Source organism: Psychroflexus sp. MBR-150 (assembly GCF_053628795.1).
Genome location: NZ_JBRJHB010000005.1, coordinates 126,897 through 151,960 on the forward strand (window position 1 = coordinate 126,897; position 25,064 = coordinate 151,960).

Genomic DNA, 25,064 nt, shown 5'->3' on the forward strand with positions numbered 1-25,064 from the left:
GAAGGCTTTTACCCTTTTGGCGAAAATACAGCAAAAGGAATTATCATTTCTTCGAGAGAAATGCCACCGTGTTGAAAGGTGTTTTTGTAATATTTGACGTAGTAATTATAGTTGTTGGGATAAGCCAAAAAATAATCGCCTTTAGCAAACACATACGAACTGCTCATATTGATACTCGGCAAGCGAATGTTTGAAGGATTTTTAACCGCATAAACATCTTTTTCATTATAAGTCAAACTCTTACCTGTTTTATAACGCAAGTTGGTGCTGGTATTTTTATCACCGATTATTTTAGTTGGATTTTTTACATTAATCGTGCCGTGGTCTGTGGTTAAAATCAGTTTAAAACCTAATCGTTGTGCTTTGATAATGATATCTAATAAAGGCGAATTTTTAAACCAACTCGTGGTTAGAGAGCGATAAGATTTGTCATTTGAAGCCAATTCTTTAACAACTTGCATCTCTGTCTTAGCGTGAGACAGCATATCTACAAAATTATAAACAACCACAGTGAGGTCTTGATTTTTGTATTGTCCAAAATTATCTGCCAATGTTCGTCCTTTTTCTAAAGACGTGATTTTGTGATAAGAATGGCTGATATGCAAACCGAGACGTTTCAATTGGTTGTCAAGAAATTCAGCTTCGTGCATATTTTTTCCACCTTCATCGGTATCATTTAACCACAAATTCGGGTAAAGTTTTTGCATATCCAACGGCATCAAACCTGAAAAAATAGCATTTCTGGCATATTGAGTTGCAGAGGGCAAAATGCTAAAAAAAGCGTCTTCTTTTTCTTTTTTAAAGTGGTTGTTGATAATAGGTTCAATGGCTTTCAATTGGTCGTATCTCAAATTATCTACAACCACCATCAATATTGGTTGTTCGTCTTTAAGCTCAGGAACCACTTTTGTTTTAAACAATTGATGAGACAGAGTTGGTGCTTCGTCAGTATTACGGTCAAACCAAGATTCGTAATTTTTAGTGATGAATTTAAAAAACGCAGAATTGGCTTCTTGTTTTTGAGATTCTAAAATTTCTGTCATCGAAGAATCATCAAGATGGTCAAGTTCCATTTCCCAATACAAGAGTTGTTTGTAAAGCTCTACCCATTCTTGATGAGAATTGACTTGTGACAAATCCATAGACAGTTTTCTAAACGCTTGTTGATAATGCGAAGTTGTGCGTTCAGAGACCAATCGGCTGTGGTCTAAATTCTTTTTTAAACTCAACAAAATTTGATTAGGATTGACGGGTTTAATCAAATAATCTGCAATTTTAGAACCAATGGCTTCTTCCATGATATACTCTTCTTCACTTTTAGTAATCATCACCACAGGCAAGTTGTTTTGTTTAGCTTTGATTTCAGCTAAGGTGTCAATGCCTGAAAGTCCGGGCATATTTTCATCTAAAAACACAATGTCAAAACGTTCATTGTCAATGGTTTCTATGGCTTCCACACCACTTTGACAAGTCGTAACCTCATAGTCTTTTTTAGTCAAAAACATGATATGTGGTTTTAACAAATCAATTTCATCATCCACCCAAAGTATTTTTATCTTAGTCATATATTTATATTTGCTGAAATTAAGCGAAATTATTTTGAAAAAACAAAACAAACTCAAGATTATAAACGACCCAATATATGGTTTTATTACCATTCCAAGCGAACTCATCTTTGATTTAATTGAACATCCTTATTTTCAGAGACTTAGGCGAATTTCGCAAATGGGTTTGTCGCATTTGGTTTATCCTGGTGCACAACACACGCGTTTTCAGCACGCTTTGGGTTGTTTGTATTTAATGCAAAAGGCTATTCAAACCTTAAAATTTAAAGGTATTAAAATTACCAAAGACGAAGAAGAAGCTACACTCATAGCTATTTTGCTTCACGATATTGGTCACGGTCCTTTTTCACACGCTTTAGAAAATAGTTTGATTGAAGGTTTGAGCCATGAAAATTTATCTTTAGAATTTATGGAAACGCTCAATCAAGATTTTAATGGCAAACTTGATTTAGCTATTAAAATTTTTAAAGGTAATTATGATAAAGAATTTTTAACCCAACTTGTTGCAGGTCAATTAGATATTGACCGGTTGGATTATTTAAAACGCGATAGTTTTTACACTGGCGTGGCTGAAGGCAATATCAATTCTGATAGATTAATCACAATGATTAATGTGAGAGACAATCAATTGATGATTGAAGAAAAAGGCATTTATTCAGTAGAAAAATTTTTATTAGCGAGACGTTTGATGTATTGGCAAGTCTATTTGCACAAAACCAGCCTTGGTGCAGAATTGATTTTGATAAAAATACTTCAAAGAGCTAAAGAATTAATTCAAAAAGGCAATGAATTGCAATCCAACTCAAGTCTGTCTTACTTTTTAAATCACAACATTTTGTATGACAATTTTAGCCTTGAAATTTTAGAACGTTTCGCTCAACTTGATGATTATGATATTATGACTGCCATAAAACAATGGCAAAACCATTCAGATCGAATTTTGAGTAAACTATGCCAAATGCTTATCAACAGAAAATTGTTTAAAGTCAAGTTGAAAAACAAAGCTTTTAAAGCCAAAAAAATAGAAAATATAAAACACAATATTCAAAAACAATTTAACATCACTTCAGAAGAAGCTAAATATTTTTTCTTTGAAGGCAGCACGTCAAATCAAGCGTATAACTATGATTATCAGCAGATTATGATTTTGTTTAAAAATGAAAAAATCAAAGAAGTCTCTCAAGTTTCGGATCAATTGAATTTAAAAACCTTAGCTCAACCTGTGGTTAAGTATTATATCTGCTATCCTAAAGGACTGCAATAGAGAAATGATGTCCAACATTGAAAGTGATGGAACTAACTTTGCCAGTATTTATCTTTTCAATCCAACAACGAATCACTGCTATGGCAACAATATTTAATGTGATGTTCTCGTTTTAAATATCGTTAATAAAAAGACAAAGGTATAATACCGACGTGATAGTCTGTGACAAACTGATATTTTAAGGAGCATTTATGCATATTTGAAATAGCATTCGGTATTAAATATCTAAATTTGATTACTTAAATTGTGGGTTTAAAAAAATTTAAGCTTAAAAATAAGCCATATAAACTGCCTAAAAAAGTATAGAATTAAAATTCAAATTTTTACTTTTGTTCATGCAAAAAAATATCCTCATTTTAGATTTCGGTTCTCAATACACACAATTGATTGCTAGACGTGTAAGAGAACTTAACATTTATTGCGAAATCAAACCTTTTAATAAAATTCCAAAAGATTTATCCAGTTTTAAAGCTGTAATTCTTTCGGGAAGTCCATTTTCAGTAAGGCATGCCAATGCACCAATACCTGATTTAAAACAGATAAAAGGACAATTACCAATTTTGGCAATCTGTTATGGTGCCCAACACTTAGTGCAGCAAAACGGAGGTAGTGTTGAAGCTTCAAATACCCGAGAATTTGGTCGAGCCCATTTAGAAGACATCAAACGAGATAATCCGTTATTCAAAGGTATTAAAGAAGGCTCACAAGTCTGGATGTCTCACAGTGACACTATCACAAAGTTACCACCAAATGCACATTGTATAGCTTCAACAGAAGATGTTAAGTTTGCAGCCTTTCAATTTGAAAATGAAGATACTTATGGCATTCAATTTCACCCTGAAGTTTATCATACCACAGATGGCTTGAAATTGCTTGAAAATTTTTTGGTCAAAATTGCTCAAGTTCCTCAAGATTGGACGCCCGCTAAATTTGTAGATTTAAGTGTTGAATGGTTAAAACAAACCATTGGCAACCAAAAAGTTGTTTTGGGTTTAAGTGGTGGCGTTGATTCAACGGTTGCTGCGGTTCTTCTAAATCAAGCTATTGGCAAAAATCTGTATTGCATATTTGTAAACAATGGGTTACTGAGAAAAAACGAATTTGATGAAGTCTTAGACCAATACAAAAATATGGGACTAAACGTCAAAGGCGTTGATGCTTCCGAAAAATTTTATGCCGCTTTGGCAGGCGTGACTGACCCCGAACTCAAACGCAAACGTATTGGCAATGCTTTTATAGAAGTATTTGATGACGAAGCACATCAAATTAAAGACGTAAGCTTTTTAGCTCAAGGTACAATTTATCCTGATGTGATTGAATCGGTTTCGGTCAATGGTCCTTCGGTTACCATCAAATCACACCATAACGTTGGCGGATTACCAGAATATATGAAACTGAAAGTTGTTGAACCTTTAAAAATGTTGTTCAAAGATGAAGTGCGTCGCGTAGGAAAAGAATTAGGTGTTTCTTCCAAACTTTTAAGACGCCACCCGTTTCCTGGTCCAGGTTTAGCCATTAGAATTTTAGATGACGTCACGCCTCAAAAAGTTAGTGTTTTACAAGAAGTTGATCATATTTTTATAAAAACACTCCGCACATGGAAACTGTACGATAAGGTATGGCAAGCTGGTGCTATGCTATTACCAGTAAATTCTGTTGGCGTAATGGGAGATGAGCGTACTTACGAAAAAGTTGTAGCTTTACGTGCTGTAGAATCAACGGATGGTATGACTGCTGATTGGGTAGATTTGCCCTACAAATTTTTGCAAAGTGTTTCTAATAAAATTATCAATCAAGTCAAAGGCGTTAATCGTGTGGTTTATGACATCAGTTCAAAACCACCATCAACAATTGAATGGGAATAAGTATGAAGTTTAAATATTGTTTTACTTTCTTTATTTTAATGAGTCTGAAAATTGTTCAGGCTCAAAACTATGTAGTGTATGATGTCAAACCAGACGATACACCACAAAGTATTGCACAAGCCAATAACATTTCATTAGATTTGTTACTTAAATATAATCCCGATTTAAAAAACACAAAAGCTATTGGTCAGCAAAAAATAGTGATTCCAAAAGCAGAGTCTAAAAATTTTGGTTTTCTTCGCTACAGGGTAAAAACAAAAGAGACTTTATATAGTATTTCAAAAAGTTTTAATTTAAGTATTGCAGATATCAAAGCCTTTAATCCTAACCTATATGATAGAGAACTTCAGGCAGGTGAAGTCTTAAAATTACCCGCCTATAAATTGCCTGAGGAATATCAAAAAATAGATTTTAACCAAAGTATAAAAAACTCAAATTTTTCGGCTTTTAAACATATTGTTTTACCAGGAGAAAAAAAAGCCGATATCGCTTCAAAATACGGTATGAGCATCAAAGCTTTTGACAGTCTCAATCAAAATATAATAGAGGTTCAAACTGGACAATTAGTCAAAGTTATACCAAGCTATTCAGCAGAAGAAGAAAATTCTAATCTTGATATTTTGGCAATAGATTTGCAATATTATGAAGTTCCTAGACATCAAACTTTATACAGCTTAACCAAAGAGTTTAAAGTGAGTGAAGATATAATTTATAAGCTAAATCCAATTGTAAGAAGAGAAGGTTTAAAAGCTGGGATGATAATAAAATTACCCAAGCAAATCACTGAGATTACTGAAAATAAAATTATCAATTTAGAAAATTATGTTCAAAACTATAACGAAAAAAAACTAGCACTTTTTTTACCATTTTCTTTAGATCAGTTTAAAAAAGATAGTGTCAGTGTTGAACCACAAACTGTCATCAAAAAAAATAAGCTTTTTAGTATTTCATTAGATATCTATCAAGGCGTGAAATGGGCTATAGATTATGCAAAATCAAAAGGAATTTATACGGATTTAAAAATATTTGATACCAAAAAAGATGCTTTAGTTTTAGAGTCTATCTTAACAGCTAATGACTTAAACGATCGAGATGCTATTATTGGACCAATCACAAATTCAAATGTCGAGCTACTGAGTAAACATAATTCTACTCGAAATATTCCTGTATTTATACCTATCTCAAAATCTCAAAATGCATCATCTTTTGTCTTTAACACTTTACCTAAACAAAATTTAAAAACCGAAACATTAATTACTTATATAGATAGTACTTTCACTGATCAAACCCAACTTGTTTTTATCATAGACAGTGCTTCAAAAGAAACTTATGATAAATATAAATATACTTTCCCTAATGCGAGGTTTTTTAAAGTCGATAAACCCTTTGTCGAAAAAGATGCTCTCAAGGAATTGTTAAATTCTGAAAAAGACAACATGGTTATTTTAGAAACCGATCAGATTGGAGTTTCAGAAAGTGTAATAAATCATTTGTATAGTTTGAATAAAAGTCAAGATGAAGATATAGCAGGCTATAACATCAAATTGCTAACTTCAGACCGAAATGAGGCTTTTGGCGAAGTTATCAATAATGCGGCTCTTTGTGCTTTGTCATTTACCTATGTCAGCACTTCCAAAAATGAAGTACTTGAAAGCAATGATTTTATACAAAACTTTATTAAAGAATATGGTTATGCTCCAAATAAATATGTAACTAGGGCTTTTGATATGACTTATGATATTCTTTTGAGATTAGCCTACGATGGTGATTTAAAAGATCCAAAAACTCTAAAACTTTATACAGAATATACCGAAAATCGTTTTAGCTATAATCAAGCCTTTATGGAAGATGTTTATCATAACCAAGGCTTATATATTATCAAATACAATAAAGATTTTGATGTTGAAATTCTAAATTAGAAACCATAGAAATTATCAAATTTGGATATTTATTGATTATATTTGAAATTTAGTTTTAACTACTGTCAGAAAAAGGTTGTTGCTATTAGTTCTTTTTGTGTAAATGTAATACCGATTTGAATGAATAATATTGTTGATAAAAAGTATGATACCGACTTGTGTTTTAAGGAGATATTTATGCGACATTTAAAATAACATTTATAACTCATTATATTGAAGATTTAATCTTAAATTAGCACGATAACTTATCTGGACAAAACCAAAATTTAAAAACTATGAAAATCTTAAAAATTCTTTTTGCTATATTGATTACCGCTCAACTAACTCATGCACAAAAAATTGATTTAGGGGTCAAAATTGGGGCTAATTTTTCAACTTTAAGTGATGTCAGTGGTTTTGATAACAAAACTGGTTTCAATGCTGGTTTTTTTGTAGGAACTAAAATCAGTAAAATTGGTTTACAAGCAGAATTGCTTTATTCACGACAAGGTGCAGAATTTGAAGATTCAGACATTGATTTAGATTATATCAATGTGCCTGTTTTACTGAAATATTATCTGATTGGAGGTTTAAATGTTCAACTTGGGCCACAATTTGGTTTCCTTATTGATGACAACCTTCCGAACCTTCTTGAAACTAAAAGTTTTGATTTGTCTGGTGCAGCTGGATTAGGTGTTGACTTGCCATTCGGTTTGAGAGCTGATGCCCGTTATGTTTTTGGTCTAACTGATGTTTTTGAAAATAGCGACGGTAAAAATGGTAATTTCACATTAGCTATAGGTTATTCCTTTTTATAGAAAGTGTTTCAATGTTGTCTATACTGTTGAGAAATTTCAAAGACGCTTTTTAATATATCAACATCATAATCATTTAACTTTTTGTTACGTCTTTTCATGACAATCTCTGCAACTTCAAGTGCTTTTTCAAATTTATAGGTGATAAAACCATTTTTGCCACCCCAACTAAAACTTGGTATAAAATTTCGAGGAAAACCTTCGCCAAAAATATTAGCACTTACACCAACTACAGTTCCAGTATTAAACATGGTATTGATACCGCATTTAGAATGATCGCCCATGATAAGTCCACAAAACTGTAAACCAGTATCAACAAATTTCTCTTGATTATAGTTCCACAATTTTACTGATGCATAATTGTTTTTCAAGTTAGATGTGTTGGTATCGGCTCCAAGATTGCACCATTCTCCAATAACAGAATTTCCTAAAAAACCATCGTGACCTTTATTTGAAAATCCTTGAATGACGGAATTGCTTACTTCGCCACCAACTTTAGAAAAAGGTCCGATGGTGGTTCCTGTATAAATTTTTGCACCCATTTTTACAACTGCATTTTCACATAATGCAAAAGGACCACGAATATTTACGGATTCCATAACTTCTGTATCTTTACCAATATAAATTGGACCATCCAAAGCATTTAAAGTACCATTGATAAGTTTTGCACCCTTTTCAATAAATATTTGATTGGGATTAATAGCTAAAATATGCTCTGGAATTGGCTCAGAAACTCTGTTTTGGGTTATGAGTTTAAAATCATCAGAAATAGCTTCATGATTGAAAGCAAAAATATCCCAAGGCCATTTTAAAAAATTAAGCTTTTCTTTGAATTTTAAAACTTCATTGTATTTTTCAGGTGCATCAGATCTGTAGGCGACAACCACATCATCGGAAAAAAGTGCTTGATTAGATTTTAATTTTGTAATATGATCAATCAACTTTGGAGTTGGAAAAACAGAGGCATTTACAAAAATATTATCCTTTTCGATTTGGCTTGGCCAAAGGGTTTTAAGGTAATTTTCTGTCAAATTAGAAAAATCAGCTTCAGGTAATCTTTTTTCCCATTTTTCTTTCATTTTCAAAATCCCACATCTTATCTCAGAAACAGGCTTAGTATAAGTCAGTGGCAGGAGTTGATGCCGAAAGGGTTCAATAAATACAATATTCATCATTACATATTTTTGATTTTATATTTGTCTTGCAAGATAAAATCCTAAACCAACAGCTATGATTCCGAGAATAATACTGATTAGAATATAGGATGTTGCGTACAGATATTGTCCAGATTTAATCAAGTTTAAACTTTCTAAACTAAATGCTGAAAATGTAGTAAAGCCACCACAAAACCCTGTTGCGAGTAAAAGCAATATCGGTTGATGTAGGATTGATTTAATTTCAAAACCTATCAATAAACCTATTAATAAACTCCCAACAAGATTAACGCTTAATGTACCCCAATACAGGTTAGCAAATATTTGGCTAAAAGTTTTTGTAACGACAAAGCGTAAAACACTTCCGATGCCTCCACCTAAAAATACCCATAGAATATTACTTAAAGCCATAATCTAAAATAATATCAAAACATGTTTGAACTCTGAATTGATTCTAAAGGCTTTATCACTCAGTTTCCCAACGGTTGTTGTCAGGCTTAACATCAAGTAAAATACGATTAGGATCAATCACAACTTTTTTTATCGTTTTGTCGGTTTTTATAGCTGTAGTCCAAGTATCACCCCTTTGCCAAATTTCAACAGGCAACCTTAATTCATCTTTGCTTCCATCTTGGTAATAGACATTATAAACAACAGGCATTGGGATACCAAAATTTTCAAATTCAATTTTATAACCTATTTCAGATTTTTCAACTTTATTGACGGCTAAGTCAATATTATCATTACCATAAAACCAAGCTTTAAAAAACCAGCTTAGGTTTTCTCCTGCGGCATTTTCTATGATATTAAAGAAATCTGTTGGTGTAGGGTGTTTGTATGCCCAAGCTTTGATGTAGCTTTTAAATGCAAAATCAAATCGTTCAGAACCGAGAATATATTCTCTTAAAATATATAAACCTAAAGCAGGTTTATAGTAAGCTACAATGCCTAAGTTTTGCGTTTGTACAACGTCAGGGAAAGTGCTGATAGCTTCTCTATTTGGACTTAAAAACCACGGAATCAGACTTTGCTTAGCCATTAGCATTCGGTTAGGATATTCACCATCATTGAATGCATCAGTAGAGTAGAGGTTGATAAAAGTATTGAAACCCTCATCCATCCAGGCATGTCGTCTTTCGTTACTGCCAACAATCATAGGAAACCAAATGTGTCCAAATTCATGATCGGTAACGCCCCATAGGCTTTCACCTTTTGATTTATAGCTACAAAATACAATGCCAGGATATTCCATACCACCAACATTACTGGCAACGTTAACTGCATTTTTGTAGGGATATGGAAACCATTTTTTAGAATAATGCTCGATGGCAGCTTTTGTATATTCGGTAGAACGTTCCCAAGCATCTTCGCCATAGCTTTCTTTAGGATATGCAGATTGGGCTAAGGCTTTTTTACCATTTGGTAAATTGATTTTTGCGGCATCCCATATAAAGGCTTTTGAGGCTGCAAAGGCAACGTCTCTTGAGTTTTGTATTTTAAATTTCCACGTAAAGTTATCACCATCAGGCCTGATTTTATCAGTTTGACCGACTTCGTTTGGCTTAATAATGAATTGTGTTTTGTCTGATTGCTTAGCTTTATCTAATCTTCTTTGTTGTTGTTTTGTCAGAACCTCTTTTGGGTTTTGCAATTCTCCAGAACCAACAACGATATATTCTCTTGGAGCAGTTACAGAATATTCAAAATTTCCGTATTCTAAATAAAATTCTCCTGCACCGAGATAAGGCATAACGTTCCAACCATTAATATCATCAAAGGTTACCATTTTTGGATACCATTGAGCTAAAGCATAAATCACACCGTCTTCAACTTCTAATCTTCCCATTCTATCCATGCCTTTTTCTGGAATTTTAAATTCAAAATCCATACTTATATTAGCTTTACCACCATTAGCTTTAAGTGGTTTTTCAAAAAAGACTTGCATACGTGTATCATTGATAATATGCTTGCTACTTGAAGTGCCATTTGTTTCGACTTTAATGTTAGACAAACTATATCCACCATCAATATCGCCATCATATCGATTTCCATCTAATGGTGTTGTTAAAGTTCCTCTTGAAGTTGGTGTGAACCTATTTTGTTCAAGGAAAAGCCAAGCATAATCTAAATCAAATGGACTGTTGTTGATGTATTCAATCTTTACTTGACCTTTTATTTTGTGATTTTCAGGATTTAAACTCACATCAATTTTATAGTTGGCTTGATTTTGCCAATATTCGGGACCCGGAACACCATTGGCTGAACGATAGCTATTGCCAGTTCTATCCTTAAATTCACTAAAGAGTTCTTGATTGTTAGGATTTACATCTTGAGCTTTGACATTACTAGTCCAGAATGCTACAAACAAGAAAGAGCATAGAAAAAACTTATACGATTTCATTTATTTTTTGTTTTTAATCAAAAAAAAGCCGAGAGCATTACCCGGCTTTTATCTTAAATTATTATGTTGTTATTTCTTTTTATCTTCTTTTGGTGCATTTATTTTTTGAGACATTTCTAATGAAATAGAAGATTTGTCAAAAGTTATTTTACCAGCACCTGTCTCAAGAATAACGGCATCAAGTTTTTCGCTAAAATCAACAACTTTGCCGTGCATTCCACTTTTTGTTACGACTTTATCACCTTTTTTAAGATTTGCACTAAATTGTTTTTCTTGTTTTTGCTTTTTCATTTGTGGTCTTATCATGAAAAAAAAGATTACCACAAAAATCAATAGCATAGGCAATAAGCCTCCTATATCTCCCATCTAAAATTATTTAACTTGAATTGGTGAACCAGCTTTAGCGTTTTTGGCATTAGCTGAAGGATTGACAAATGCTTTAATTTGTAAGGTTTCTTTACCTTTTTCTGTATTTGCAGTAATAGTTACTGATTTGTTTTGTTGATTTCTTTTTCCTCTTGAATTAAACTTAACCAACATTTCACCAGACTCACCAGGTGCAATAGGTTCTTTGGTATAACTTGGAACAGTACAGCCACAACTACCTCTAGCGTTTGTGATAACCAATGGTGCTTTTCCATTGTTAGTAAAAGTAAAAGTGTGTTCTACTACATCGCCTTCGTCAATTGTTCCGAAATCGTGAGTTTTTTTATCAAAATCTAAAGTTGGGTAAACCACTTCTTTAGCATCTCTTTCAGTGGCGTTTTCAACGTTTTCTGCTTTTACTTTTTCGGATGCATCTTTTTTGCAAGATGTGAATGTCACTGAAGACATTACTAATAGACATAAAATTAATTTTTTCATATTTCTGTATTTTAGTTTATTTTTTTCAAAAGTATTATAAATTATTTATTCTATCAAGCCTCGGCCACTTTTATTCAGTCTATTTTCATTTTTATACTGCTTAACTATTTTATCTAAGACACCATTTATAAAGTTACTGCTTTTTGGTGTGGAATAGTTTTTGGCAATTTCTAAATATTCATTGATGCTTACTTTAATCGGGATACTTGGAAATTTATTAAATTCAGTGCATGCCATTAAAAGCATGATATAATCAAGGCTTGCTATTCGTTCTTTGTCCCAATTTTGAGTGTTTTTAACAATATCTTTACTGAAAGTATCTTCGTTCAGAAGTGTTTTTTGAAGTAATTGAATACCGAACTCATAATCATCTTTGTTTTTAAATAATTCTGGAAATTTTAAATCTTTGGAATGTTTAGGAATAAATTTTAAAAATCTGATTAAACTCGTGTTAACAATGGGTAAATCGTCAATCCATGTGAGTTTGTGATCTTCAAAATATTCATAAAGTTTGTCGTTAGGGGCGATAATTTTTTTATAAATTTCTATGATATAAAATTTATCAATATCATATGATGATTTTTTATGATTTAAATATTCATAATAAATTTCACTTTGCTTGATTTCATCCCAAAGTAAAGCAGGATATTCATCATCAAAGTCCCAAATATCTAATTTTTTTTGATGATTAATTTTTTCTAAAATCTTTGAAGTTTTAAGTTTTTGTAAAATCTTGTTGTTGACAAATTTTAAGTTTGGAGATTTGTCCTCTTGGCTTGGTAAATGTTTTTTTTTACTTTGGTTATAAAATTTTTCTGCACACATAGAAATGTTGACCAACAAGTTTAAATTGATTATAAAAAGGTCAAACATATCTTGCATACTTTTGTTCAAAAACTTTTCTTGGCTTTTGATATTGCCAAAGTTGCTATGCTTAGTGGCATAAATGCTTTGCATAACCTTGGTTCTAATATGTCTTCGTGTCAGCATGTCAAGAGAACTTTATATTTTTAACATATCGACAAATTTAATTTTTTTATTGTTATAGTCAGAATTAATTTCTATAATATTGTTTAATTTTAAAAAAAAAATTGTCATGCTACGAAAATCTTTTGTTTTGTTTTTTTGTTCTTGCATAATTTCTTTTGGTTGTCAATCAGATAAAGCTAAAAGTAAAAGCGATGAAAGCACGTCCAAATCTATCGATAAAAACAGATACAATAGCACTTTATCACCTTTACGATCGGCTTACAACACTCGAGCTTTTGAAGCGGAAAAGGCTGTTAAATTTCATTTGAAACTAAGCACGGAAGATTCTGTTTTTTTTGATGGTAACTTGATTTTAAACACTGAGGGTACTGAAATTAAGATTAAAAATTCAAAACTTGATACGGTTTTAAATACCCAAAAAATGGAATCTAAGTTTGAAAAGATCGTGTTGTGGTCTGCAGAATTATATGCTTTGCCTTTTTGGATCCAAACAGATAAAGCACTGAAACCTTTTGAAAAAGATAGTTTGATTGGTTTTAAATACAAATCTCGCCTGTCTGATACAGATTTTGAAATCTTTAAGCATCCTCAAACCCATATCATTGAAAAGGTAAATTATTCAACCGATATTAAGACTAAACCTTTTGATAAAGGCGTATTGACTTATTATAAATACATTACAGTAAACAGAATACCTGTTGCAATGACATGGATTATTGAAGGTGAAAACAACATTACAGCCAAAGCTGAAATATCAAGGATTAGCTACCCTGATAAGCTTTAGCGGTGGTTTTATAGACCGAGTTCCGTTTTTATCTTAGATATTTTTTGGTTTAGCATATTGTCAACTTTTTCAAAATCTTCAACTTTAGATAAACTGGTATTGACGCTGATATAAAATTTAATTTTAGGCTCTGTTCCACTTGGTCTTGCTGCAACTTTAGTACCGTTTTCAGTATAATAAATCAACACGTTAGACTTGGGAATATCAAGTTTTGTGGTTTTGTGATTTTGAAAGTTTTTTGCCGTAGAATTTTGATAATCTTCAATTAGAACAACTTTTTCTCCACAGATTTTATCTAAGGGATGATCTCTTAAATCTTTCATTTTTTGTTGAATCTCTTTTTGACCTTCAATTCCTTTTTTAACCAAAGCAACAAGATCTTCTTTGTAAAAGCCATGTTCTGTATAAAGTTCAATCAATTTATTATACAAAGATGAGCCTTCCGATTTTAGTTGAGCTGAAATTTCACAGATAAGCAGAGTAGAGGTGATGGCATCTTTATCTCTTACAAAATCACCAACCATAAACCCAAAGCTTTCTTCACCACCACCAATAAAGTGTTTATTGGGATATTTCTTTATTAAATCAGCTATCCATTTAAAACCCGTTAAGGTTTCCGTAAATTCAACGCCATAATTTTCTGTTATAACACGCATCATAGGAGTTGAAACTATAGTTGATACAACAAATTCGTTTCCTTTTAAATTGTTTTTGTATTTCTCAAGCAAAAACCAAGTCATTAAAATCATAGTTTGGTTGCCGTTAAGTAAAATCATTTTTTGGTTGTTGTCTCTTACAGCAACACCAAGTCTATCGCTATCAGGATCTGTGCCAATGACAATATCGCTTTCATTTTTGTCAGCGAGATCTAATGCCATTTTTAAAGCTTCAGGTTCTTCTGGGTTTGGTGATTTTACGGTAGGAAAATCGCCATCAGGTTCGGCTTGTTCTTTGACAATTGCTAATTGAGTATAGCCAGCTTGAGTTAAAGTCTGCGGAATCAGTTTTATGGCTGTTCCGTGTATAGAAGTAAAAACGATTTTTAAATCTTCACGAGCTGATGATTTTAATGATGTTTTGGCGTTATGAATGGAATCTTTAATAAATTTTTTATCAATTTCTTCTCCGATATAATTTATTAAATTTTCTTTAGGTTTAAACAAGACATCTTTGAATTGAAGTTGATTGATTTCTTCAATTATTTCATGATCTTGCGGTGGAACTATCTGACCGCCGTCTTGCCAATAGACTTTATATCCATTGTATTCTGGTGGATTGTGGCTTGCAGTCAAAACTATTCCGCAGTGGCAATTTAAAGTTTTTAATGCATAAGACAATTCAGGAGTTGGTCTTAAATCTTCAAAAATAAAAACCTTAACATCATTAGCAGAAAACACATCAGCAACCACTTTAGCCAATGTTTTGCTATTATGACGACAATCAAAGGCAATAGCAACGCTATGTTTTTGATCAGGAAAAACCTTTTTGAGATAGTTACAAATGCCTTGAGTGTTTTTTCCTAAGGTATATTTGTTGATTCGATTGGTTCCAACGCCCATAATACCACGCATTCCACCAGTTCCAAAATTGATATTAGTGTAAAAAGCATCTTCTAAAGTTGATAAATCATTTTCGATAAGATGCTGAACAGATTTTTGGGTATCTTGGTCAAAAGGTTTATCTAACCATTCTTGAGCTTTTTCTATAATTTTTTTATCCATAATTAAATTTTTTCTGATATATTGTATCTGTATTTTGAAGACTGATTATTTAATAAAAGTTCAGCAATAAATCCAGCTAAAAATAATTGCACACCAATAATCATACTGGATAGAGCAATATAAAAAAACGGGTTGTCAACCACTAATATATTTGGTAAATCGTTGTATAGTTTATAAAGTTTGGAGCCACCAATATAAATTGATGAAAGCAACCCGATGACAAACATCAAAACCCCAAGTGCACCAAAAAAATGCATTGGTCGTTTGCCAAATTTAGAAAAAAACCATAGCGATACCAAGTCTAAAAATCCATTGATAAATCGTTCGGCTCCAAATTTGGTTTGTCCAAACTTTCTGGCTTGGTGTTTGACAGGTTTTTCATCTATATGTTTAAAACCCTCATTCTTAGCCAGAACAGGAATATAGCGATGCATTTCACCTTTAACATCAATAGATTTAACCACGTCTTTTCTATAAGCTTTTAACCCGCAATTGAAATCGTGTAGTTTTAAACCAGAAGTTTTTCGTGCGACATAATTAAAAAGTTTAGAAGGTAAATTTTTAAAGATTACAGAGTCATAACGCTTTTTTTTCCATCCAGATAAAAGGTCAAGATTTTTTGTTTTTAAAATTTCAATCATTTCTGGAATTTCATCAGGACTATCTTGTAAATCGGCATCCATCGTAAAAACAATATCACCATCAGCCATATCAAAGCCAGCGTGTAAAGCTTGAGATTTGCCATAATTTTTTGAAAATCGAATAGCTTTGATTTCAGAGTGATTGTTTTTTAAATTTTTAATAATCTCCCAAGAATTGTCTGAACTGCCATCGTCAATAAAAATAACTTCATAGCTAAAATTGTTGTGATCCATCACTCTTTTTATCCAAGTGTGAAGCTCTGGAAGTGATTCAGCTTCGTTGAGTAATGGAATGACGATGGAAATTAGCATAGGTTAATTTTTTTTTATCAAGCCAATAACTAGACTTATAATAAAAGATTTAAACAGTAAAGTAAATAATGCAAAAGTGGCAAGCATAAACGGAGAAAGCAATGTTTCTATCATCGCGATACCTTGTTCCAATTCTTCTTTTGTCATTTTACTACTATTAAGCTCAAGCTCTTTTTTGCTTTCTTCTAATTGAAGTGGAATGAACTCCACATCTATAGACTTATAATGCAAATAAGTATAAATGCCATAGATTAAACCACTAATTAACCCTACGATTAGACCAATTTTTAGAGCTTCACTCAATTTTAAAATATTGTCATTATAGGTTTTGAATTGTTGTATGGGAAAAAAAACCACCAAAACAGCAACGATGACAGAAATAAGAGACATCAATAAACTGTTTTCAAAATTGAATTTGTAGCTAAGCCATAATAATGCAGAAGAATATACTCCAAAAATAATTCCGTAGTTTATGCTTAGTTTTTTATAATTTGAAGTTTGGTTTTCCATATTTAAAAATCTAAGCAAATATAAAACAAATCAATTGAAGCAGTATTCACTCCATTAAAAGGAATATTGAGATTTATCAAATTAAAATAAATTCAATAATAATGCTTTTATAAATTTTTTATATCCAAAAAAATATTAATTTTGCAGACCTTAAATTTAATGGAATTAGTTCTGTCAAATTTTACACAGACTTAGTTAAGTTGTTCTAACACAATATGTGCGAGATACTTTCTAAGCCGACCTTGACATATTGGATTAATAAAGAATGTAGAATAAATTTTCTAAAATTCTTTTATCTGGTCGCGTAGCTCAGTTGTGCTGACAAAATTCGTCAGGATACTTTCTAAGCAGACCTTGAGAGAGAGGCTCTCTAAATTCTTCTATATCTGGTCGCGTAGCTCAGCTGGATAGAGCATCTGCCTTCTAAGCAGACGGTCACAGGTTCGAATCCTGTCGCGATCACTTTTTAAAAAGCATTCTGGCGATTTGGTCAGAATGTTTTTTTATTTAATCTATTAAATCTTTCTTTTTTTAATTTTTACAGGCACTAAATCTTTACGATTATTTTTCTTATTATAGGCTATGATTACCAGTAATATACACTTTTCTTAAGTGTTTTATACGTCGAGTATTTCTAATAAAGGTTTAATTAAGTTTGTTATTCTTTAACATTTTTTTGAAATTTGAAGAAAACCATTCTTTTTTATGAAGAAAATTTTATGGCTGCTTTTTATTAATCCTTCAATTATTTTAGCTCAAGATAAGCCTGTTGTTGATTTAGGAGGAGCTTTAAGATACAATTACAATCTATCTTCATGGAAAAGTGATCAAAAAGAACGCGGTGGAGATTTTGGCTATGATGTTTTTAGAATTAATACTGATGTGGAATATAGAGGGATTCGTTTACAAGCTGAATATCGCGTTTAGTCTAAAGGACTTTAGGAGGAATCTCTCTCACGTTTTGGGGTTCGTTTCACCAAAAGATTCTTCACTCCGACAAGCTCCGTTCAGAATGACAAGAGGTCGGCAAGCTTCGTTCAGAATGACAAGTGAGGTTTGGTTCACTGAGAGATTCTTCACTTCGGCAAGCTCCGTTCAGAATGACAAGGGTTCGGCAGGCTCCGTTCAGAATGACAAGAGAGGTTTGGTTCACTGAGAGATTCTTCACTTCGGCAAGCTCCGTTCAGAATGACAAGTGAGGTTTGGTTCACTGAGAGATTCTTCACTCCGACAAGCTCCGTTCAGAATGACAAGGGTTCGGCAAGCTCCGTTCAGAATGACAAGGGTTCGGCAGGCTCCGTTCAGAATGACAAGTGAGGTTTGGTTCACTGAGAGATTCTTCACTCCGACAAGCTCCGTTCAGAATGACAAGTGAGGTTTGGTTCACTGAGAGATTCTTCACTCCGACAAGCTCCGTTCAGAATGACAAGGGAATGTCATTCCGATACCGAAGCTTCGGTAGAGGAATCTCTCTCTCACGTATTGGGGTTCGTTTCACGAAAAGATTCTTCACTTCGCAGGCTCCGTTCAGAATGACAAGAGGTCGACAAGCTCCGTTCAGAATCACAAGAGGTCGGCAGGCTCCGTTCAGAATGACAGGGGGTTGGCTATTATGGAGGATTATACTCTAATGCATAATTTAGATTTAAAACTATACAGCCTGAGTAAACCTATTTCTCAAAACCCTTTAAAGTCTCCGTAATAATCTGTACACAATCTAACAATTGATCTTGATCAATCACCAAAGGTGGTGCAAAACGAATAATGTTGCCATGTGTAGGTTTAGCCAGCAATCCGTTTTCTTTTAGAGCCATACAAATGTCCCAAGCGGTTGAAGAATCTTCACTATCATTAATCACAATAGCGTTAAGCAAGCCACGACCTCTCACCAAATTAACAATATTGGAATTTTGAATATACTCATTTATTTTATCTCTAAACAGTTGACCGAGATGTCTGGCATTTTGGGCGAGATGTTCATCTTTTACCACTTCAAGAGCTGTCATACCAACTGCAGCAGCCACAGGGTTGCCACCAAAGGTTGAGCCATGTTGTCCAGGTTTAATGACATTCATCACTTCATTATTAGCTAGAACTGCAGAAACAGGATAAACTCCACCTGAAAGGGCTTTTCCTAAAATTAAAATATCGGGTCTTGAGTATGTATCTTGGCGTTCGCAATGACCTTGACAATTACACTTACCACATACCGCTAATAAAGCTCCAGTTCTAGCTATACCAGTTTGAATTTCGTCAGCCATAAATAAAACATTATGGTCATTACAAAGTTGCTTGACTTGCGGGATAAACTCATCGCTTGGTGTAAAAACGCCAGCTTCACCTTGAATAGGTTCTACAAGCACCCCAGCTATATTTTTTTCAGATTTTAAAACCTCTTCTAAAGCTTGAGTATCGTTATAATTGACTTTGATAAATCCTGGCGTATAAGGCCCAAAGTTTTTTCTGGCACCTTCATCATTGCTAAAGGAAATGATGGTTGTGGTTCTGCCGTGAAAATTGTTTTCAAAAACGACAATTTTGGCTTCCTGCTCATCTATACCTTTCTTTTCATACGCCCATTTACGACAGATTTTTATTGCGGTTTCTACTGCTTCAGCTCCAGTATTCATAGGTAAGAGCTTGTCAAAATCAAAATATTCTGTAGCGTATTTTTCAAAAACACCAAGCACGTTATTATGAAAAGCTCGAGAAGTTAAAGTAATGCGATTGGCTTGATTGGTCATGGCATTGACAATTTTTGGATGGCAATGACCTTGGTTTACTGCTGAATAGGCTGATAAAAAATCGTAATATTTCTTACCTTCAACATCCCAAACAAATACACCTTTGCCTTCTTTAAGCACTACGGGTAAAGGATGATAGTTATGTGCTCCATGCTTTTCTTCTATGTCTATAGCTTGTTGAGAGGTTTGAATATCTTGAACTGTCATAAAGTTATATTTTTAAGTTTTTTACAAAAATATCAATATATCTTATTCTTTACGGATCCCATTAAGTTTATATGTCTAATTTAATCTGAGTTTAAACAAAGTTTTTGGGAATTTCACTAATTCGGCGTGAGTTCGAATTAAATAGCTCAACTTTAAAAAGCCTTTAGATTGAGCTTTTGGAAATTTTAGAATTTTATTTAATACAAAGTGATGCTTTAGATGTTTGAGCATTGAGCGAAGTCGAAATGCTAATTGTAGATGTATGATTAACAATTCATTAAATAAATACTTCTGAGGTATTAATTTTTAAAAGTAAAACGATATCGAAATTAGACTTTATAATAAAAACACAACTGTTTCTCATTAGATTACAGCTAAAAATCATTACGAGACTGAGTTATTTTTTACTTCAAACATAAGTTATTAAACAATATATTTTTTAAAACAAAAGTGTCTATTTCATTTGTTTTCTTGTTTCATATCCTTAACCAATATAAGAACACTGTTTGGTGTATAAAAACAATAAACTGTCGTATTTACCCTTCAAAATAAGAGCAGTTACAATTGAAACACAATTCATTCAAACAAATAGTTAAACTATAAAAACAGTTAAACTATAAAAAGAGTTGAAAAGCGGCAGTGATAGTAACGAAAAGCTGACGATAGGTAGCAAAATTTACAAAACTTAAGCTGGCTGAGCGACCACCGGAAGCTCCTTCCAGCTCTTAGTTTTGTTTTTGTCACCTATTGGCACTTGTAGTGGATAGCACGTTTGCCGGCATAATCACTATTAGTCTGACAACCTGTCATAAGTTTTGTGATGGCATAATGATTGAAAACTAAATAGTGAATTAAAAGTAGAATTTAAAACAAATATTATGAGTAAAATAATTGGAATTGATTTGGGAACAACCAACTCTTGCGTGTCTGTAATGGAAGGTAACGAGCCAACGGTAATACCAAATTCTGAAGGAAAACGCACAACACCATCTGTAATTGCATTTGTAGAAGGTGGCGAAATTAAGGTTGGTGACCCAGCGAAACGTCAGGCTGTAACTAACCCAGAAAAAACGATTGCTTCGATTAAAAGGTTTATGGGAAATAAGTTCTCTGAATCTGCTAAAGAAATCAAGCGTGTGGCTTATAAAGTAACAAAAGGTGAAAACGATACCGCTCGTGTTGATATTGACGGGAGATTGTATTCGCCTCAAGAATTGTCAGCTATGATTCTTCAAAAAATGAAGAAAACAGCTGAAGAATATCTTGGTCATGATGTAACAGAAGCGGTGATTACCGTTCCTGCTTATTTTAATGACTCTCAACGTCAAGCGACAAAAGAAGCAGGTGAAATTGCTGGGCTTAAAGTAAGACGAATTATTAACGAACCTACGGCGGCTTCATTGGCTTATGGGCTTGATAAAAAAAGCACGGATCAAAAAATTGTTGTCTTTGACTTTGGTGGTGGTACACACGATGTGTCTATCCTTGAGTTAGGCGATGGCGTTTTTGAAGTGTTAGCTACCGATGGCGACACTCACCTTGGTGGTGATGATGTTGATGAAACTATCATTGACTGGTTAGCTGAAGAGTTTAAAAAAGATGAGGGTATTGATTTAAGAGATGATGCAATGGCACTTCAACGCTTGAAAGAAGCGGCTGAAAAAGCTAAAATAGAGTTGTCTTCTTCTACATCAACTGAAATCAACTTGCCTTATGTAACAGCAACACAAAGTGGTCCAAAACACTTGGTAAGAACTTTGTCACGCTCTAAGTTTGAACAATTGATCAGCGATTTGGTTAAAAAAACCATTGCACCATGTGAAAAAGCTTTAAAATCTGCTGGATTGAGTAAAAATGATATCAACGAGATTATTCTTGTTGGTGGTTCAACTCGTATTCCTGCAGTGCAAGAAGCGGTTGAAAAATTCTTTGGTAAAAAACCAAGCAAAGGCGTAAATCCTGATGAAGTTGTTGCTATTGGTGCTGCTATTCAAGGTGGTGTTTTGACTGGAGATGTTAAGGATGTATTGCTTCTTGATGTTACACCATTGTCTCTTGGTATAGAAACTATGGGTGGCGTAAATACAAAATTGATTGAAGCCAACACAACTATACCGACTAAGAAATCACAGATTTTCTCTACGGCACAAGACAATCAGCCAAGTGTAGAAATTCACGTTTTACAAGGTGAGCGTCCGATGGCGAAAGACAACAAAACAATTGGTCGTTTTCACTTAGATGGTATTCCACCAGCAAAACGCGGTACGCCACAAATTGAAGTGACTTTTGATATTGATGCAAATGGAATTATCAATGTAAGTGCTGAAGATAAAGCCACTGGTAAGAAACAAGACATCAGAATTGAAGCGTCTTCTGGATTGACTGAAGAAGAAATAGAAAAAATGAAAAAAGAAGCTGAAGCTAATGCTGAAGCTGATAAAAAAGCTAAAGAAAGAGTTGATAAACTCAACGAAGCCGATGCTATGATTTTTCAAACAGAAAGTCAGATGAAAGAATTTGGCGATAAACTTCCAGAAGATAAGAAAAAGCCAATTGAAGATGCTCTTGGCGAATTGAAAGAAGCACACAAAACAGGTGATGTTGAAAAAATCACACCAGCACTTGATAAACTGAACGAAGAGTGGAAAAAAGTATCTGAAGAAATGTATAAAGCTCAAGCCGAAGCACAACAAGCACAAGGTGATGCAGCTGATGCTGGAGCTCAACAAGATGCTAAAAACTCTAAAGATTCAGATTCAAAAGATGATGTTGAAGACGTGGACTTTGAAGAAGTCAAGTGATCTGAATTCTATAATTGTATTTAAAAATCCGCTGAGTTTTCAGCGGATTTTTTTGCTTTCTAATTATTGAATTTAAAATCATAAAGAACATGTAGTTGTTTGTGAGGATACAAAAAATGTATTAGTAGCTAAAAATTATTGCATTAGTGGCTAAAAAATTAGTGCATTAGTAGCTAAAAAATTAGTGCATTAGTAGCTAAAATTAGTGCATTAGTGGCTTAAAAAATGTATTAGTAGCTAAAAAATTATTGCATTAGTGGCTTAAATAAAGTCATTTTCTGTTTAGTTTGAATATCTCATCAAACACCCAAAAGATCAGATAGCTTAAATGGGCTTTGTTTATAAAGCCAATTCATTTGAGCATAAGCACTGTTTCTGAAATTTTATTCATAATAAAATCGAGATTATTATGATAAAGAGTTTTCTGCCATCTGGGTTTTCATCAATGTTTATGAGCTATGTCATTGCGATGTCGAATAACTCTGCAGAGGGAGTCTGTTTAATTTGGTTTTTAAATGGTAAAAATTAATACGGCTAAAACACGTGAGATTTTTTTGTCGCTGTATTTCACTCCTCGGGATGATGAGGTTATATTTCCTCACTACGAGTTTAGAAATCGCTTTGTCCTATTTTTCGTGATGACAAAGTTTTAGGTTTAAAACTTAATCATCAAAATAAGGACGTTTAAATTTATCAACTTGTGGAAAGTTTTTATAAACCATAGTTTTGAGCTGTTGTAAATCCATTAATCGTCCTAATATAAAATCTTCGTCATCTTTAAGGAGTTCCAATAAACTCTGCCAAGCTTTCATAGAATTTTCAATTCCTATCAAAGCAATTTTAGCAGAAAAATGATGTCTATTTTGAATCGTATCTTCAAATTCTGGATCATGTGGATAAGAATTTACCGCTGATACTAATTTGACGTGAATTTGAAATTGATACCAATTGATAATATTCAAAGCTTCTTCAATCTCACGAAGTGCTTTATCAGTGTCGTCGAGATGAATGCCTAAATCTATGTTTTCTAATAAGGTTTTTTGTTTTTTATCTAAACTATTGTTTTCTTTGAGCCAATCATCAACTGCATTAACATATTGCATTGATTTATCTGCTAATGGATGTTTTTTAGCATCTTCAAATTTTTGTTTTTCTTCTTTATAACTTTGATCATCGTTTTGAATATCATCAAGGTCAATTCCTTTTTCTTCAGCAAAGTTGATGAGCATTTCCATAGCTTTATTGAGATTTTTCGAAATGATTTTTGCAAAATCTTCTTTGTCTTCAGCTTGGTTCATCTCTTTATGTGTGTCGTGAAACACCCGACACTTTTGCGTAAAATCACAACGTTCGCACCAGCGGTCGCAGTAGTTATAAATGCCAGGAATAAATTGTTTGTCATCCATAAAATGAATTTTGAAACGAAGTTAACTCATCAAATTAAACAAAAAAAACTGTTGAAACAAATTTCAACGGTTTACAAATTAAAAAACAGGATACAAATTATCCTAAATATTTTTTAATCATTTTTGTTTTTAGATTGATGTTTAAGACGTCTAATGCTTTCTGACTTCCGTAAATTAACGTAAGTTCGATATAAATTCCAATAAAATATATTCATATAAAATTCAGATATTTAATCATTTGTCATGTCAACAGAGCGAAGCATGAGCGACGAGATATCTCAGTAGGATGAGATTTCTCCTCATTCTTCGTTATCAATGACAAAATTTGCCAACAAAAAGATGTAATCATCTGATTTACAGCTTTCAATAAATAGAACTCATGTTAAATTAACATTCAAAATTAAAAAGGATAGAGATTTACTTATGTTTTTCTGTTAATATTTTTGAGGCTTTAGATCACACTTCCATATTCGGTATTAGTAACATAAATATCTATATTTTTTTGAGTTTTAAATATTAAATTCATTCACTTCATAAACTTCTTTGGGTTTTAAATGCTCGATTTTTTCATGTCCAATTCTAACCCTGACGAGTCTAAGCGTAGGGAACCCTACTTTTGCCGTCATTTTTCGTACTTGTCTAAATTTACCTTCGGTTAAAGTTATGGATAGCCATGAAGTTGTATTTCCACCTTGTGGTTTTATTGCGTGTTGAGGTTCAGGTAAATTTGGGGTTTCTATTTGATTAGCTTGGCAAGGTTTGGTTTTGTATGTTTTGCCATAGATGCTGATGTTAATACCATTTTTTAGGGATTCAATGGCTTCTAAAGTGATTTTACCACTGACTAGCACCCAATATTCTTTTTCGGTATTGCCTTTTAAAATTTTGTAGGATAACTTGCCGTTAGTTGTGAGTAAAAGTAAACCTTCTGAATTTTGATCTAAACGACCAATTGGCATCGTATCAGGATGAAAATCAAATAGTTCGCCAAGCAGTTTTTTGTTTTTACGCCGAGATTGATTATTGATAAACTGGCTCAGATAGCCAGAGGGTTTGTATAGTTTATAGTGTTTGTGAACCATTTAATATTTTTATCCAAATTTAAAACGTATCAATGTAAAT

The 25,064-nt window shown here is 32.9% G+C and carries 20 protein-coding genes and 1 tRNA gene; 8 read left to right on the top strand and 13 right to left on the bottom strand.

Annotation, left to right across the window (positions count from 1 at the left end; all coding sequences use genetic code 11):
• Positions 1 to 8: 8 nt before the first annotated feature.
• Entirely contained in the window at positions 9 to 1,565 is a 1,557-nt protein-coding gene (gene porX, locus ACSSV5_RS04525; RefSeq protein ID WP_211064457.1) for a T9SS response regulator signal transducer PorX, read from the bottom strand.
• A 34-nt stretch (positions 1,566 to 1,599) separates the two neighbouring features.
• Between porX and ACSSV5_RS04530 the strand changes: the two genes are divergently transcribed.
• The 4 genes from ACSSV5_RS04530 to ACSSV5_RS04545 all read left to right on the top strand — a co-directional run bounded on the left by ACSSV5_RS04530 (position 1,600) and on the right by ACSSV5_RS04545 (position 7,410).
• A complete protein-coding gene (locus ACSSV5_RS04530) occupies positions 1,600 to 2,829 on the top strand; it encodes an HD domain-containing protein (protein ID WP_454244951.1) in 1,230 nt (409 codons plus the stop codon).
• 335 nt (positions 2,830 to 3,164) lie between these two features.
• A complete protein-coding gene (gene guaA, locus ACSSV5_RS04535; protein ID WP_454244952.1) occupies positions 3,165 to 4,694 on the top strand; it encodes a glutamine-hydrolyzing GMP synthase in 1,530 nt (509 codons plus the stop codon).
• 38 nt (positions 4,695 to 4,732) lie between these two features.
• Positions 4,733 to 6,613, top strand: a complete 1,881-nt coding sequence (locus tag ACSSV5_RS04540; protein ID WP_211064454.1) for a LysM peptidoglycan-binding domain-containing protein — start codon at positions 4,733 to 4,735, stop codon at positions 6,611 to 6,613.
• 275 nt (positions 6,614 to 6,888) lie between these two features.
• The gene (locus ACSSV5_RS04545) at positions 6,889 to 7,410 is read left to right on the top strand and encodes a porin family protein (protein WP_454244953.1); all 522 of its coding nucleotides are present in this window, start codon (positions 6,889 to 6,891) and stop codon (positions 7,408 to 7,410) included.
• An 8-nt stretch (positions 7,411 to 7,418) separates the two neighbouring features.
• Here the strand turns inward: ACSSV5_RS04545 and ACSSV5_RS04550 are convergent, their stop codons facing one another.
• From ACSSV5_RS04550 to ACSSV5_RS04575, 6 genes are all read right to left on the bottom strand, one after another.
• Positions 7,419 to 8,582, bottom strand: a complete 1,164-nt coding sequence (locus ACSSV5_RS04550; RefSeq protein WP_454244954.1) for a GlmU family protein — start codon at positions 8,580 to 8,582, stop codon at positions 7,419 to 7,421.
• Positions 8,583 to 8,597: 15 nt separating this feature from the next.
• The gene (gene crcB, locus ACSSV5_RS04555; RefSeq protein WP_211064451.1) at positions 8,598 to 8,972 is read right to left on the bottom strand and encodes a fluoride efflux transporter CrcB; all 375 of its coding nucleotides are present in this window, start codon (positions 8,970 to 8,972) and stop codon (positions 8,598 to 8,600) included.
• 55 nt (positions 8,973 to 9,027) lie between these two features.
• Positions 9,028 to 10,962 carry a M1 family metallopeptidase gene (locus ACSSV5_RS04560; protein ID WP_454244955.1) on the bottom strand — a complete coding sequence of 645 codons (1,935 nt, stop codon included), beginning with the start codon at positions 10,960 to 10,962 and terminating at the stop codon, positions 9,028 to 9,030.
• A 69-nt stretch (positions 10,963 to 11,031) separates the two neighbouring features.
• A complete protein-coding gene (yajC, locus tag ACSSV5_RS04565) occupies positions 11,032 to 11,328 on the bottom strand; it encodes a preprotein translocase subunit YajC (protein ID WP_211064449.1) in 297 nt (98 codons plus the stop codon).
• 6 nt (positions 11,329 to 11,334) lie between these two features.
• The gene (locus ACSSV5_RS04570; protein ID WP_454244956.1) at positions 11,335 to 11,826 is read right to left on the bottom strand and encodes a DUF1573 domain-containing protein; all 492 of its coding nucleotides are present in this window, start codon (positions 11,824 to 11,826) and stop codon (positions 11,335 to 11,337) included.
• 45 nt (positions 11,827 to 11,871) lie between these two features.
• Positions 11,872 to 12,816, bottom strand: a complete 945-nt coding sequence (locus tag ACSSV5_RS04575) for a transcription antitermination protein NusB (protein WP_454244957.1) — start codon at positions 12,814 to 12,816, stop codon at positions 11,872 to 11,874.
• A 106-nt stretch (positions 12,817 to 12,922) separates the two neighbouring features.
• Between ACSSV5_RS04575 and ACSSV5_RS04580 the strand changes: the two genes are divergently transcribed.
• The gene (locus ACSSV5_RS04580) at positions 12,923 to 13,600 is read left to right on the top strand and encodes a hypothetical protein (protein ID WP_454244958.1); all 678 of its coding nucleotides are present in this window, start codon (positions 12,923 to 12,925) and stop codon (positions 13,598 to 13,600) included.
• Positions 13,601 to 13,608: 8 nt separating this feature from the next.
• On the opposite strand, the gene ACSSV5_RS04585 is transcribed toward ACSSV5_RS04580, so the two are convergent.
• Genes ACSSV5_RS04585 through ACSSV5_RS04595 form a run of 3 tightly spaced genes read right to left on the bottom strand, consistent with a single transcriptional unit; the run spans position 13,609 to position 16,784 of the window.
• Positions 13,609 to 15,321: a phospho-sugar mutase gene (locus ACSSV5_RS04585; protein WP_454244959.1), complete on the bottom strand. Its 1,713-nt coding sequence runs from the start codon at positions 15,319 to 15,321 to the stop codon at positions 13,609 to 13,611.
• Between the two features lie 2 nt (positions 15,322 to 15,323).
• On the bottom strand, positions 15,324 to 16,274 hold the full coding sequence (locus ACSSV5_RS04590; RefSeq protein WP_211064444.1) for a glycosyltransferase family 2 protein: 951 nt from the start codon (positions 16,272 to 16,274) through the stop codon (positions 15,324 to 15,326).
• Positions 16,275 to 16,277: 3 nt separating this feature from the next.
• Positions 16,278 to 16,784, bottom strand: a complete 507-nt coding sequence (locus tag ACSSV5_RS04595) for a DUF4199 domain-containing protein (protein WP_211064443.1) — start codon at positions 16,782 to 16,784, stop codon at positions 16,278 to 16,280.
• A 388-nt stretch (positions 16,785 to 17,172) separates the two neighbouring features.
• Between ACSSV5_RS04595 and ACSSV5_RS04600 the strand changes: the two genes are divergently transcribed.
• Together ACSSV5_RS04600 and ACSSV5_RS04605 are read left to right on the top strand one after the other, a co-directional pair.
• Positions 17,173 to 17,246: transfer RNA gene (locus tag ACSSV5_RS04600), tRNA-Arg, on the top strand.
• 243 nt (positions 17,247 to 17,489) lie between these two features.
• On the top strand, positions 17,490 to 17,711 hold the full coding sequence (locus ACSSV5_RS04605) for a hypothetical protein (RefSeq protein WP_454244960.1): 222 nt from the start codon (positions 17,490 to 17,492) through the stop codon (positions 17,709 to 17,711).
• Between the two features lie 743 nt (positions 17,712 to 18,454).
• On the opposite strand, the gene rocD is transcribed toward ACSSV5_RS04605, so the two are convergent.
• Entirely contained in the window at positions 18,455 to 19,735 is a 1,281-nt protein-coding gene (rocD, locus tag ACSSV5_RS04610) for an ornithine--oxo-acid transaminase (protein WP_454244961.1), read from the bottom strand.
• A gap of 878 nt (positions 19,736 to 20,613) precedes the next feature.
• Between rocD and dnaK the strand changes: the two genes are divergently transcribed.
• Positions 20,614 to 22,536 carry a molecular chaperone DnaK gene (dnaK, locus tag ACSSV5_RS04615; protein WP_454244962.1) on the top strand — a complete coding sequence of 641 codons (1,923 nt, stop codon included), beginning with the start codon at positions 20,614 to 20,616 and terminating at the stop codon, positions 22,534 to 22,536.
• Positions 22,537 to 23,198: 662 nt separating this feature from the next.
• On the opposite strand, the gene ACSSV5_RS04620 is transcribed toward dnaK, so the two are convergent.
• Positions 23,199 to 23,942, bottom strand: coding sequence for a hypothetical protein (locus ACSSV5_RS04620; protein WP_454244963.1), 744 nt, complete (start codon positions 23,940 to 23,942; stop codon positions 23,199 to 23,201).
• 509 nt (positions 23,943 to 24,451) lie between these two features.
• Positions 24,452 to 25,024 carry a pseudouridine synthase gene (locus ACSSV5_RS04625; RefSeq protein ID WP_211066799.1) on the bottom strand — a complete coding sequence of 191 codons (573 nt, stop codon included), beginning with the start codon at positions 25,022 to 25,024 and terminating at the stop codon, positions 24,452 to 24,454.
• Positions 25,025 to 25,064: the final 40 nt, after the last annotated feature.

Bases quoted from the DNA above. Each gene is read 5' to 3' on its own strand.
- dnaK (WP_454244962.1), top strand. From the start codon at position 20,614: ATGAGTAAAATAATTGGAATTGATTTGGGAACAACCAACTCTTGCGTG.
- guaA (WP_454244952.1), top strand. From the start codon at position 3,165: ATGCAAAAAAATATCCTCATTTTAGATTTCGGTTCTCAATACACACAA.
- ACSSV5_RS04545 (WP_454244953.1), top strand. From the start codon at position 6,889: ATGAAAATCTTAAAAATTCTTTTTGCTATATTGATTACCGCTCAACTA.
- rocD (WP_454244961.1), bottom strand. From the start codon at position 19,735: ATGACAGTTCAAGATATTCAAACCTCTCAACAAGCTATAGACATAGAA.
- porX (WP_211064457.1), bottom strand. From the start codon at position 1,565: ATGACTAAGATAAAAATACTTTGGGTGGATGATGAAATTGATTTGTTA.
- ACSSV5_RS04605 (WP_454244960.1), top strand. From the start codon at position 17,490: ATGAAGAAAATTTTATGGCTGCTTTTTATTAATCCTTCAATTATTTTA.
- ACSSV5_RS04590 (WP_211064444.1), bottom strand. From the start codon at position 16,274: ATGCTAATTTCCATCGTCATTCCATTACTCAACGAAGCTGAATCACTT.
- ACSSV5_RS04620 (WP_454244963.1), bottom strand. From the start codon at position 23,942: ATGGATGACAAACAATTTATTCCTGGCATTTATAACTACTGCGACCGC.
- ACSSV5_RS04585 (WP_454244959.1), bottom strand. From the start codon at position 15,321: ATGGATAAAAAAATTATAGAAAAAGCTCAAGAATGGTTAGATAAACCT.
- crcB (WP_211064451.1), bottom strand. From the start codon at position 8,972: ATGGCTTTAAGTAATATTCTATGGGTATTTTTAGGTGGAGGCATCGGA.
- ACSSV5_RS04570 (WP_454244956.1), bottom strand. From the start codon at position 11,826: ATGAAAAAATTAATTTTATGTCTATTAGTAATGTCTTCAGTGACATTC.
- ACSSV5_RS04550 (WP_454244954.1), bottom strand. From the start codon at position 8,582: ATGATGAATATTGTATTTATTGAACCCTTTCGGCATCAACTCCTGCCA.
- ACSSV5_RS04595 (WP_211064443.1), bottom strand. From the start codon at position 16,784: ATGGAAAACCAAACTTCAAATTATAAAAAACTAAGCATAAACTACGGA.
- yajC (WP_211064449.1), bottom strand. From the start codon at position 11,328: ATGGGAGATATAGGAGGCTTATTGCCTATGCTATTGATTTTTGTGGTA.
- ACSSV5_RS04580 (WP_454244958.1), top strand. From the start codon at position 12,923: ATGCTACGAAAATCTTTTGTTTTGTTTTTTTGTTCTTGCATAATTTCT.
- ACSSV5_RS04560 (WP_454244955.1), bottom strand. From the start codon at position 10,962: ATGAAATCGTATAAGTTTTTTCTATGCTCTTTCTTGTTTGTAGCATTC.
- ACSSV5_RS04540 (WP_211064454.1), top strand. From the start codon at position 4,733: ATGAGTCTGAAAATTGTTCAGGCTCAAAACTATGTAGTGTATGATGTC.
- ACSSV5_RS04625 (WP_211066799.1), bottom strand. From the start codon at position 25,024: ATGGTTCACAAACACTATAAACTATACAAACCCTCTGGCTATCTGAGC.
- ACSSV5_RS04575 (WP_454244957.1), bottom strand. From the start codon at position 12,816: ATGCTGACACGAAGACATATTAGAACCAAGGTTATGCAAAGCATTTAT.